Origin of the sequence: Helicobacter japonicus (genome assembly GCF_000762845.2) — a bacterium.
In the GTDB taxonomy this organism is placed as follows: Bacteria; Campylobacterota; Campylobacteria; order Campylobacterales; family Helicobacteraceae; genus Helicobacter_C; species Helicobacter_C japonicus.
This window is the reverse complement of the sequence record NZ_JRMQ02000010.1, coordinates 33,578-44,465: the sequence shown is the minus strand read 5'-3', so window position 1 is coordinate 44,465 and position 10,888 is coordinate 33,578. Positions and strand designations below refer to the sequence as shown.

The window sequence follows — 10,888 nt, the reverse complement described above, 5'->3', positions numbered from 1 at the left end:
TCAATCCTTTATCTATCGATTTCACCAAAAACGACATTTGTTGAAGCTAAAATTGCAGGAATATCAGCAAAATAATGCCCAACCAAAAGGTCTTGTAATGCACCTATGTGATAAAAGCTTGGTGTGCGGATTTTTAGGCGATGAGGCGATGGAGCACCAAGAGAATGGATAAAAAATCCAAGTTCACCTTTAGGAGATTCTGTTGGGACATATACTTCACCCACAGGAGGGCGCATACCTTGTGTTACAAGCACAAAATGTTGCATAAGTGAGTAGTTTTGTGTCATTATATCTTCTTTAGGCGCAGATATGTAACGAGCATCTCTTGCCATAAGCTCACTTGGAGTGCTAGGATAAAGAGCTATGAGTTGTTTTAGAATCTTGAGAGATTGATATACTTCTTCAATATAAAGTTGGTAACGCGCATAACAATCACCTTCAGTTGCCACAGGCACTTCAAAATCTAGTTGTGGATAGAGTTCATAAGGATTATGTTTGCGAATATCCCATTTGATACCGCTTCCTCGAGCCATAATCCCGCTTAGACTCCATTGCTTGACAAAATCCTGTGATATATAACCAACATTTTCAAGGCGAATGCGCCAGATTCTATTTTTATCGAGCAATCCACGCACAAGGTCAAGTGTTTTTGGCACGCTTTGTGTCCATTTTTCTACACTTTCTAAAAAATTATGGGGTAAATCAAGTGGCACACCACCAATACGAATGGCATTATGTGTGAGTCTTGCTCCACAATAATCTTCCATCAAATCTAAGCCATATTCACGCTCAATAAAGCAATACAAAAATATAGACAATGCACCCACATCCATTCCGTGTATGCCAAGGAAGAAAATATGTGAGATAATACGATTAATCTCTAAAAGCATAGTGCGGATAACTTGCGCACGCAAAGGTACTTCTACACCAATGAGTTTTTCTACACTTGCTGCAAATGCGTAATTATTGCTTGTCGCAGCAATATAATCAAGTCTATCAGTTGTAGGCATAAATTCATTATAAATCATATTTTCAGCCATTTTTTCTACACCACGATGCAAATAGCCAATATCAGGAGTGGCTTTGATAATTTTTTCGTGTTCAAGTTCTAAAATAAGACGTAATTGCCCGTGTGCAGATGGGTGCTGTGGTCCAAAATTTACTACCATTTTGTCATTTTCTTGCTCAAAAAAGATATTTTCAAAATTTGGCTTTAGTCTTGTGTAATTTTGTTTCATCGTCTTGCCTTTAGCTTTGTGCTATGTTTGAAAGATTTGATAAGTGGAGGTGTATTGTTTTCTTGATAAGTAAGATTAAAATCAATTGCTCCAAAATCTTTATCATTTTCTCTATCTATTCTTGCACTATCACGTTGTTCTGGACCAATAATATCACGATATTCTTTGCCAAAAATTTTATCTACTTCATACCAAGCAGCATATTCATCGCCTTTCAAGGGGTAGGATTTAAGCAATGGGTGTCCTACCCAATCTTTTGGCATAAGAAGTCTTTGGAGGCAAGGGTGTCCATTAAAAATAATGCCAAACATATCATAACATTCCCTTTCACTCCAATTTGCACTTTTGAAAAGTGATGCAAGCGAAGAGATTTGTTGCCCTTTTTTGATTTTTGTTTTAATTTTAAGACGTTTAGAGCTTGTATCTTCAAGATTCAATAAAAGATAAAACAATTCAAATTCATTACTTTCTTCTAGCTTGTCAATCGCACTCATTTCTGTGAGAATATTGTAACCCAAAGCGTGAAGCTCACTCATAAGTGCAAAGAGATGTGTAGATTCTATCCATAATGTTGCAAGGTCATTTTCTATGTAACTTTCAGCAATAGGGGTATGAATGGCTTTCATTTCAGAATCAAAACCATTAAGAGGGAGCTTTGGTGATATAGGAGCAACATCAAAACGATGTGTGTAATATACTGATTTTTGCACATTGGCTTTTGGTGGATTTTGTCGTATCATCTTGCCTCCTTCTTAAGATCCTATATAAGTCGCTTTTTTGTGCTTTGCGGCACGATTTTTTGTCTGCGAATTTTTTGCTGCAAGACCATTATTGCATACTGCAAAGTTTCTGGACGCGGTGCGCAGCCGGGCAAATAAATATCTACGGGGATGATTCTATCTACGCCTTGCACGGTGGAATAAGTGTTAAACATTCCACCAGTATTAGCACAACTTCCCATTGATATTACCCATTTTGGTTCGGGCATCTGGTCATAAAGTCTGCGAGCAAATTCTGCATGTTTTTTAGTGAGGGTGCCTGATATAATCATCAAATCCGATTGTCTAGGAGAGGCACGAAAAATCGTGCCAAATCTATCAAGGTCAAAACGACTGCCACCAGTTGCCATCATTTCAATGGCACAACACGCCAAGCCATAGGTAAGCCCCCATAATGAATTGCTTCTTCCCCAATTAAGTAATTTATCCACACTACCAAGAGCAATGGGTAATCCTGCACTTTGAGCATAATTTACTTGATGTTTTGCCATGAGAGAGCTCCTTTTTTCCACGCATAAATAAACCCTATAACTAAAAGGGCGATAAAACTAAGCATTTCAAAAAATACAAAATTACCAAGCCCTATGTATGTAAATAGTTTGAAGTCAATCGCCCAAGGAATCATAAAAATTACTTCAATATCAAAGAGGACAAAAAGAAGGGCGAGGATAAAAAAATGCGTTGAGATTTTGTTTGGTTGTCTTGTTGGAGTAGGACCGCATTCATACGTAGAGAGTTTGAGTTTTTCTCTATCCTTTTTGGCAAGTTTTCTTGAAAGAATACGCTGCAAACGGAGAGTGAGCGTAAAAGCAACGCAAGTAAGCACAAAGAGTATAAATACACCAAAGTAAGGGTGCTCAAAGGTAGAATGACTCATTTTTCTCCTTCATTTTGTTTTTGTGTGGAATTGTAATGTGAAGTTTCTAATAAAAAGCTTATTTGGTAAAAAAATATTTTACAAATAAAATAATCAAGTTACCTTTTTGCTTTGAGAAACTTTTTCATTATTGAATATTGGTATAAACTGCTTGCACATCATCATCGTCTTCAATCTTGTCAAGGAGTTTTTCAATCTCTTGTATTTGTGCCTCATCAAGGTTTATGGGCGAAGTAGGGATTCTTTGCAAACTTGCCTTAAGAATTGGAATCTGTAGAGATTCAAAGCCCTCATTTAGCGTGCCAAAATCTTTATAATCACCATAGGCGATATAATAATCTCCTTCTTCATCTTCTCTATGTTCTAATTCTTCAAGTCCATAATCAATGAGCTCTAGTTCTAGCTCTTCAAGGTTTTTATTTGTGCGAAACTCAAATGCACTTTTGCGTGCAAACATAAAATCAATAGAACCATTCGTAAGAATACTTGCGTTTGGTGTTTTATTGAAGTAACTTTTGATATTAGCAATTGTGCGTGTAGGGTTATCGGTCGTGCATTCTATGAAAATTAGCACACCATAGGCTGCTTTACCTTCATAGGTAATCTCACTAAAGACACCATCTTTACCGCTCGCACGTTTGATAGCAGCATCAATATTATCTTTTGGCATATTTTGCGCTTTGGCATTGGCAATAGCAGTGCGGAGTTTTGCATTCATTGCTGGGTCTCCACCACCTTCTTTAGCGGCAATAGTAATGGCTTTTGCAAGTTTGGGAAAAACTTTGCTCATTTTGTCCCATCTTTTTTCTTTTGCTGCACGGCGGTATTCAAATGCTCTTCCCATAAAATTCCTTTGAGTATCAAAATGTAGCAGATTCTAAAATATTGTATTATAGCCTAAAGCTTTTAAAATAATCTTTAGGATATGTTTTAGAATCTATATCTATTGCAAAAGTTTAGCCACTTCTTTTGCGTGATAGCTAATGATAATATCAGCTCCTGCGCGTTTAAAACCTGTGAGCGTTTCAAGCAATACACGTTCATAATCAATAAATCCTGCTTGTTGAGCGCATTTGAACATAGCATATTCACCACTTACATTATAGACTGCTAAAGGAAGTAAAGTGTGTTCGCGTATGTCGCGCACAATGTCTAAGTAGGCGAGAGCAGGCTTTACCATAAGAATGTCTGCTCCTTCTGCTTCGTCTGTTAGGCTTTCTAAAATTGCCTCTCTACGATTTGCCGAATCTTCTTGATAGGAGTTTCTATCGCCAAAGCTTGGTGCTGAATTTGCTACATCACGAAATGGTCCATAATAAGCACTTGCAAACTTAGTTGAATAACTCATAATAGGGATATGTGTGAATCCAGCCTTGTCTAAATAACTGCGAATAACGCTTACCATTCCGTCCATCATTGCACTTGGAGCTATCATATCTCCTCCACAACTTGCAAGCACTACGGCTTGTTGTCCTAAAATTTCAAGTGTAGCATCGTTATCAACACTTTGAATCTTTTCATCAAGTATCCCACAATGCCCGTGGTCTGTGTATTCACAAAAGCATAAATCAAGCGTAACAATCATTTGTGGAAAATGCTTTTTAATTGCTTTTATGGCTTGTGCCACAATATTTCTATCACTTAAAGCTCCGCTCCCACAAGAATCTTTATGTGTTGGCACACCAAAAAGGATAATATGGTATATACCAAGATTTAAAAGTTCTTCACATTCTTTGAGAACATTATCAACACTTAATTGGAATACTCCGGGCATAGAAGGAATACTATTCTTAATAGATTCTCCCTCTACAACAAAGAGTGGATAAATAAAATCTTCTTTGTGCAAATGATTTTCTCTCACTAATGCTCTCATTTGAGGTTTTAAACGGGTGCGTTTTAATCGTCTAAACATAATTTCTCCTTATTGCTTTGGTTTGGCATTAATATGGCAATAATTTTCTACTACGCAATGATGAATGATAAAGATATTGTAACCATCTTCGTGTTTGTAACTCAAATCAAAACCTTGGTTATCAAGTGTATTTTTAATGATATACATACCAAGACCAAATCCCTGTGATGAGGGATTTTTATCGTTTTTAAAGTAGGGTTTAAAATAATCTTCTAATGCGTGGGCTAAAGGTTCACCTTTAGAGCTTGTGTAGAGGCGATCATTTTTTGCATACACCCTTACTTTTCCGTCATTGCTATATTTCATAGCATTGTCAAGAAGATTTTTAAGTGCAATGGCAAAGAGGTCAAAATCTGCCTTGATAAGAGTATTTGGGGTTTCAAGTGTGATAGGATTAGATTCATCATCAATAAGGAGCATATCTTCGGTATGATTTATCAAGTCAGAAAGGAGAAATTCTTGCTTGTTGATATGATAGTTTTTAGAAGTAATTTCTTCTAGCTTTGCAAATTCATTAATGAGTTCATTAAGTCTTATAAATGCAGAGCAAAGTTGTTTTTTTTGCACATTATCTTGCACCATTTCTGCAACAATGCGTCCTTTTGTAATAGGAGTTTTAAGTTCGTGCATAATGGAGCGTAAAAGCAAACCACGAGATTCATTAAGAGATTTAATCTTGTTTGAGGCTTTGTAAAACTCTTGATAAAGTTCATCGATTTCATCTTTTGTGTGTTGTTTGTGGTGCATATCAAAATTACCCTCTGCGAATTGCTTAATCCGTTCTTTGAGAACCTTTATAGGCATAAGACTTTTTAATACAATAAAAAATACAAAAGTTAAAAGCACGATACCAATGAGCGTAATGATATAAAAATTTTCATAAGATTTACGGGAATTATCTTTGTAAAGAGTAGTTTCATTACTTGTTTCAAGGAGAATGTAAATACCATTTTGTGTATTAATCGCCTTAGCAAAAATACCATCAAAATCATAAGGAATTTTATTGATTTCCTGCAATACGCGCTTAATCTCTTCTTCCTCTATGGGGATAAATTGTATATTGTTTAAATATTGTTTGATTGTGTGGAGGCTGCCCCCGTGTTGCATAATTTCATTGATAGTTGCAGTAAATTGCTCATAACGCACTTGTGAGAGGAGATCCTCATTTTTGATATGGTCTTGAATAAAGTAGTAAGAGACTGCAAAGAATCCAAATAAGGCACATAAAAAGAGGACAACGATTTTAAAAAAAATAGAGTGTCGAAATTGAAACATATAATACGAATCCTATGTTTCGAGTTTATAGCCCACACCACGAACAGAAATAATATATTGTGGGTTTTTTGGATTTTCTTCAATTTTGGAACGCAATCGTCCAATAATCACATCAATACTTTTATTTGAACTTTCAGGATTGATTGATTCAGATTCAATAGCAATAGCTTCACGCGAGAAAACATGTCCCTTTTTGCTTATAAGTAAGGTAAGAATTTCATATTCTGCGCGAGTAAGTTCAAGTTTTTTGTCCTTAAAGAATACTTGTCGGCTATATTTATCAATCTTAAATACACTATCTTTTTCTTTATCTTGCTCTTTGATACTTTTTTTATTGTAGCGTCTAAGGAGGGACTGAATCCTTGCAACCAACTCTTTAGGGTCATATGGCTTTGAAATATAATCATCAGCACCAGATTTGAGTGCTTCAACTTTATCATCAACATCGCTTCGTGCAGAAGAAACAATGATGGGCACACTATTTTGTTTTGCCACTCTTTTGCACACCTCTAAGCCATCAAGATTAGGCAATGTTAAATCAAGAAGCAAAATATCAAAATGTTTCGCATTCACTGCACTCATACCAGTGTATGGTTCATCATAGTTTGTAACATTCATATCATATTGCTTAAGGTAGCTTGTAATAATTTCTGCAAGTTCCACATCATCTTCAATCATCAAAATTTCCAACATATCTCCAACCTTTATATGCAAGTAAAAGTGTGAGATTGTATAATAAAACACTTTTTAGATAGCTTAAGTTAAGGATTGAAAGTGGTTTGAATGTAGGCTTATAACTTTAACAAATTATGAAATTGCCCAATATAGCCTTAAGTATTGCATTAATGTGAAATATTATAATCTTTAGCATTTATTGTTTTAAGAGTACTGATGTATTTTAGTTTCAAGCGTTATTTAGAGCGTATCTACAAGCAAGAGAGCAGATAATGCAATCATTAGGGATTGATTGAAATATGGAAAGACACCGCCCAAGTGGGGTCTTAGGCGGTTCAATAAAGGTTTGGTTTTTCGATGTGAGTATCTTAAATTAAAGAGGAAGTTGGAGGGGGAAACCTCTTTTTGAGATGATACTCACGGAATGGGTTAATCCATCACCTCGCCCTATCTCATTCGGGTCAAAGGCTGGGAGAAATTCTAAATGAGATTATTAAATGTAAATTTAACAGAAATTATTTTTTTATGTCATTTAATCGTTCATTAATCACGCTAAGTTCGTATTCAAGGAAATTTATGGTAAGGTTTAGTTTTGTTTGTATATCTTGGTTATGCTCTGCACATAAGCCTTCAAAAAGCACCAAAAGCCGCTCTTGAAGCATTTCTAAAAATTCACATTCTTCTCGTATATTTTCATTTTGCCAAAAGGGATTTGCCACAGGCGGGGTAGGAGTTGTTTGTATTGAAATATTTTGATGAGTAGGGAGGGTATTAGAATCTTCGCTAGGTTGTGAAAATTCATTAAGTGTTTGGAGTATTAAATCTTTGAGTTCCATTGGAGTAGCCACCTTTGAAATTGGATTAAATCCTCTTGGGATTTTGGATTAACAAAAAGCTCCTTTTTTGCAAGATTAAGCGGAGGAAAATATTTTTGGACAAGCATTAGACGTTTGATTGCCATTTGTGCTTCTTTGTTTTCAGGAGATTCTAAGAGAATTTCACGATAAATCTTTAACGCGTCCTCTTTTAGCCCTTGCATTTCATAGATTTGAGCAAGAGTAAGTGTTTTAATGCTATCTGCCATAATATATCCTTTGGGAGGATTTTATACTTTTTTTGTTTGCAAATACTTTAAAGTAAGTTTATCAATTTATATTTTAAAATAGCGTTCATCGCAAAAGCTCTCCGCGTGGATATTGCTAAAGGCATTTTTGAGGGATTTGAAAAAATCTGGGTTTTGAGATTCTATATTTTTAAGAAATTGTTTTGTGGTTTCTCTAGCATAAGGTTTTTTATCAGAATCTAGCCAATTTATGGGGCAATTACAATCAGGTGCGATATAAATGTGATTATGTGCAATAAAATCAATAATCTGTCTTTCCCTCACAAAAATGAGTGGGCGGATAACCTCCAAACCATTTTGAGCACGATATATAGGTGGCATAGAGCGCATCGCCCCGTTATAGGTAAGATTCATAAAAAAACTTTCTGCGGCATCATCAAGATGATGTGCGAGAGCAAGTTTATTAAATCCTCCCTCTAATGCCTTGCTATATAAAGCCCCACGTCTCATACGAGAACAAAAGCTACAATAAATTGTGCCCTCTCGTTTATTTTCTTCTAATATTTTATAAATATCTGTGCGATAAAGTTCATAAGGAATGCCAAGCTTCTTGCAATATTCAAAAATATATTCATACTCACCACCCCTGCCATAATCAATCGTAATAGCTTTAAAATCAAATTTAAAAGGAGCGTGTTTTTGCATATAAGATAATAATGTGGCAAGAAGAATAGAATCTTTGCCTCCACTTAAGCCAAGCAATACTTTGTCACCCTCTTGAATGAGTTGGTATTGTGCATTTGTTTTTCCAACAATGCCAAGAATTTTTTTGCTTATTGTAGGTATTTGTGCAAGATTCTTTTTTTTAGTTTGGATAGGGCTATTTGTCATTTTTATTTTTATCTTTATTTTCTTCTGGGAATATGATTTCTATAAAATCTCCACTTCCATCTTGGGTTTCTATCCTTATCACATTATCTGGAATTTCTTCATCATTATCTTTTTGCTTGTTTGATTCCCTATTATTGGGCATCGTGCCCCTTTTGAAAATTATATTTTCATCATTTTTTAAAATGATACCTTTTTTTGAAGTATGTTTTCTAAAGTAATCTCTATTTTGATAGATTAAAAAGCATAAGTATAGCCCCATTGCAGAGGCAATGATAATTTTTTCATATAATTCCATAATTTTAGCCTTTGTTTAATGCAGATATGATTTGCTCTTTTTTTATGAATGTATCATCGTATTTGATAATGGCAATATACTCATTTTGATTGATATACCATTCAATTATGCCTTCAAGCTTATCAAGTGTGCTAAGTTTTTCTAAAGAGTATTGTTTATTATCAAGAGGGAGATAGATATTTTTCTGATTGCGTGGATTGCTCAAAAAGACAATAAGAAGTGCCGCCCATATTATACATACTACAGCAATAATAAGCGAAAGATAAAAAAGCCCCACTTCTTCATAGAGCCAGCCTCCACACATACCACCAAGAGCTGAACCCACATAGCCAAGTGTTGTAAAAATACCAAGTGCCGCACCTTTTTGATGTGCTTTTGGATAACGACTTGCTAGAGATTGCATAATAGGCTCGTGGATAGCAAATCCTATAAAAAATATAAAGACACCAAGTGCAAAAAGCACAATGCTTTCTTGAGGAATAGAAAAAGCCATTAAAAAATATGACAGCACAAAAGCAAAAATACCAAAAAGCATAACACCCTTAAATCGTCCTTTTTTTTGTGCAAAAACTGATGATGGTCCCATAGCAAAAACACCCACAATCGCTGCAGGAGCATAGATATGCCATAAATCTCCTTCAGGTATATGGAATTGGTGAGTGAGGGCAAGACTGATACACACAAAGGCAAAAATCATTAAAAACTTTTGCAAAAATGCACTGAGATTCATAATGAGGAGGTTTTTATCTTTTAGGAGAGCATTAATAGTGTTATCTTGAAAATGATATTTTACGCTCGGTGTATCAGGCACTTTCCAATAAAGGATAATAAGTGAAATCACACAAAGCCCACTTGTGATAAAAAAAAGTGTGTTTAATCCATAATAACTTGCAACAATAGGGCTTAAAAGCATAGCAAAAATAAAGCTTATAAAAATCCCTGCACCCATAACAGCCATAGCTTTATTGCGTTCTTCTTCTCGCACTAAATCGGCAATTTGTGCGCTTACTACACCGCCAACTGCACCAGCACCCTGTAAAAATCGCCCGATGATAAGCAGCGTAATATCAGTAGAAAACGCACATACAAGTGAGCCAAGTAAAAAAATGATTAAGCCAATACCGACAACGTGTTTGCGATTATATTTATCACTCCAGATACCAAAAGGTGTTTGAAAGATAATTTGAGTAAGTGCATAGCCGCCAGCAGCAAGTCCTGCAAGAAATGCACTTGTTTGAAATTCATCTGTATAAAGTCCGATAATAGGCAATACAATAAAAAGCCCAAAAAATCGCAAACTTGAAATAAGAGCAAGAGGAAAAATTCGTTTTATCACAATAATACCCTTAATTTTTAATGTGTATCATTTGAAAGCGAATCATAGATAGTAATAGATTCGATGATATCACCTTCTTTAATGCTATCGAGCACACTAAGGCTTGCCTTATCATTTGCTTCAATTCTGCCAAAAACCGTGTGCTCTCCGTCAAGATGAGGTTGTGGTGCAAAGCAGATAAAAAACTGACTTCCTCCTGTATCACGCCCAGCGTGAGCCATAGACAATGCTCCTTTAGTATGTTTATGTGGGTTATTGCTGAGTTCGCATTTGATGCGATAACCAGGACCTCCTGTGCCATTTCCGTAAGGACAACCACCTTGTGCAACAAAGCCGGGTATCACACGATGAAAAGTAAGTCCATTATAGAATCCATTTTGTGCCAAAGTGGCGAAATTAGTAACACTTTGTGGAGCTTCTAAGAAAAGTTTTAAAGTTATCGCTCCAAGTGGCTCTCCATTTGCTCTTTTTACTTTAATAATGGCATAATTAAGTTTTTCTAGCTCTTCTTGTTTGATATCAAAGACTTTTAATTCTTCTCGCATTT

14 protein-coding genes are annotated in these 10,888 nt (G+C 35.5%); all 14 read right to left on the bottom strand.

The annotated features are described in order from the left end of the window. Nucleotides 1-8: 8 nt before the first annotated feature. The 14 genes from nuoD to LS65_RS07220 all read right to left on the bottom strand — a co-directional run bounded on the left by nuoD (nt 9) and on the right by LS65_RS07220 (nt 10,886). Entirely contained in the window at nt 9-1,238 is a 1,230-nt protein-coding gene (gene nuoD / locus LS65_RS07285) for an NADH dehydrogenase (quinone) subunit D (RefSeq protein ID WP_034362180.1), read from the bottom strand. Further along, complete coding sequence (locus LS65_RS07280) at nt 1,235-1,978, bottom strand: NADH-quinone oxidoreductase subunit C (protein WP_034362177.1); 744 nt, start codon at nt 1,976-1,978, stop codon at nt 1,235-1,237. The genes nuoD and LS65_RS07280 overlap by 4 nt, the downstream gene beginning before the upstream one ends. Nucleotides 1,979-1,998: 20 nt before the next feature. After that, nucleotides 1,999-2,508, bottom strand: coding sequence for a NuoB/complex I 20 kDa subunit family protein (locus LS65_RS07275; RefSeq protein ID WP_034362173.1), 510 nt, complete (start codon nt 2,506-2,508; stop codon nt 1,999-2,001). Next, entirely contained in the window at nt 2,490-2,894 is a 405-nt protein-coding gene (locus tag LS65_RS07270; RefSeq protein WP_034362172.1) for an NAD(P)H-quinone oxidoreductase subunit 3, read from the bottom strand. Before LS65_RS07270 ends, LS65_RS07275 begins: the two co-directional genes overlap by 19 nt. Before the next feature lie 127 nt (nt 2,895-3,021). Beyond that, complete coding sequence (locus tag LS65_RS07265) at nt 3,022-3,738, bottom strand: YebC/PmpR family DNA-binding transcriptional regulator (RefSeq protein ID WP_034362170.1); 717 nt, start codon at nt 3,736-3,738, stop codon at nt 3,022-3,024. Between the two features lie 99 nt (nt 3,739-3,837). Continuing rightward, nucleotides 3,838-4,806: a porphobilinogen synthase gene (hemB, locus tag LS65_RS07260; RefSeq protein WP_034362167.1), complete on the bottom strand. Its 969-nt coding sequence runs from the start codon at nt 4,804-4,806 to the stop codon at nt 3,838-3,840. A 9-nt stretch (nt 4,807-4,815) separates the two neighbouring features. After that, nucleotides 4,816-6,081: an ArsS family sensor histidine kinase gene (locus LS65_RS07255; RefSeq protein ID WP_034362165.1), complete on the bottom strand. Its 1,266-nt coding sequence runs from the start codon at nt 6,079-6,081 to the stop codon at nt 4,816-4,818. Nucleotides 6,082-6,093: 12 nt separating this feature from the next. Next, entirely contained in the window at nt 6,094-6,774 is a 681-nt protein-coding gene (arsR, locus tag LS65_RS07250; RefSeq protein WP_034362164.1) for an acid response regulator transcription factor ArsR, read from the bottom strand. A gap of 497 nt (nt 6,775-7,271) precedes the next feature. After that, the gene (locus tag LS65_RS07245) at nt 7,272-7,592 is read right to left on the bottom strand and encodes a CiaD-like domain-containing protein (protein WP_138129814.1); all 321 of its coding nucleotides are present in this window, start codon (nt 7,590-7,592) and stop codon (nt 7,272-7,274) included. Further along, nucleotides 7,574-7,840 (bottom strand): tetratricopeptide repeat protein, encoded by a 267-nt coding sequence (locus LS65_RS07240; protein ID WP_034362162.1) that lies wholly within the window; start codon nt 7,838-7,840, stop codon nt 7,574-7,576. Before LS65_RS07240 ends, LS65_RS07245 begins: the two co-directional genes overlap by 19 nt. Before the next feature lie 66 nt (nt 7,841-7,906). Next, nucleotides 7,907-8,710 carry a tRNA 2-thiocytidine biosynthesis TtcA family protein gene (locus LS65_RS07235; protein ID WP_052061094.1) on the bottom strand — a complete coding sequence of 268 codons (804 nt, stop codon included), beginning with the start codon at nt 8,708-8,710 and terminating at the stop codon, nt 7,907-7,909. Then, nucleotides 8,700-9,005 (bottom strand): hypothetical protein, encoded by a 306-nt coding sequence (locus LS65_RS09945; RefSeq protein ID WP_052061093.1) that lies wholly within the window; start codon nt 9,003-9,005, stop codon nt 8,700-8,702. The genes LS65_RS07235 and LS65_RS09945 overlap by 11 nt, the downstream gene beginning before the upstream one ends. Nucleotides 9,006-9,009: 4 nt before the next feature. Further along, entirely contained in the window at nt 9,010-10,338 is a 1,329-nt protein-coding gene (locus LS65_RS07225; protein ID WP_034363233.1) for an MFS transporter, read from the bottom strand. Between the two features lie 20 nt (nt 10,339-10,358). Continuing rightward, the gene (locus LS65_RS07220) at nt 10,359-10,886 is read right to left on the bottom strand and encodes a peptidylprolyl isomerase (protein ID WP_034362161.1); all 528 of its coding nucleotides are present in this window, start codon (nt 10,884-10,886) and stop codon (nt 10,359-10,361) included. Nucleotides 10,887-10,888: the final 2 nt, after the last annotated feature.

Bases quoted from the DNA above. Each gene is read 5' to 3' on its own strand.
- nuoD (WP_034362180.1), bottom strand. From the start codon at position 1,238: ATGAAACAAAATTACACAAGACTAAAGCCAAATTTTGAAAATATCTTT.
- LS65_RS07280 (WP_034362177.1), bottom strand. From the start codon at position 1,978: ATGATACGACAAAATCCACCAAAAGCCAATGTGCAAAAATCAGTATAT.
- LS65_RS07275 (WP_034362173.1), bottom strand. From the start codon at position 2,508: ATGGCAAAACATCAAGTAAATTATGCTCAAAGTGCAGGATTACCCATT.
- LS65_RS07270 (WP_034362172.1), bottom strand. From the start codon at position 2,894: ATGAGTCATTCTACCTTTGAGCACCCTTACTTTGGTGTATTTATACTC.
- LS65_RS07265 (WP_034362170.1), bottom strand. From the start codon at position 3,738: ATGGGAAGAGCATTTGAATACCGCCGTGCAGCAAAAGAAAAAAGATGG.
- hemB (WP_034362167.1), bottom strand. From the start codon at position 4,806: ATGTTTAGACGATTAAAACGCACCCGTTTAAAACCTCAAATGAGAGCA.
- LS65_RS07255 (WP_034362165.1), bottom strand. From the start codon at position 6,081: ATGTTTCAATTTCGACACTCTATTTTTTTTAAAATCGTTGTCCTCTTT.
- arsR (WP_034362164.1), bottom strand. From the start codon at position 6,774: ATGTTGGAAATTTTGATGATTGAAGATGATGTGGAACTTGCAGAAATT.
- LS65_RS07245 (WP_138129814.1), bottom strand. From the start codon at position 7,592: ATGGAACTCAAAGATTTAATACTCCAAACACTTAATGAATTTTCACAA.
- LS65_RS07240 (WP_034362162.1), bottom strand. From the start codon at position 7,840: ATGGCAGATAGCATTAAAACACTTACTCTTGCTCAAATCTATGAAATG.
- LS65_RS07235 (WP_052061094.1), bottom strand. From the start codon at position 8,710: ATGACAAATAGCCCTATCCAAACTAAAAAAAAGAATCTTGCACAAATA.
- LS65_RS09945 (WP_052061093.1), bottom strand. From the start codon at position 9,005: ATGGAATTATATGAAAAAATTATCATTGCCTCTGCAATGGGGCTATAC.
- LS65_RS07220 (WP_034362161.1), bottom strand. From the start codon at position 10,886: ATGCGAGAAGAATTAAAAGTCTTTGATATCAAACAAGAAGAGCTAGAA.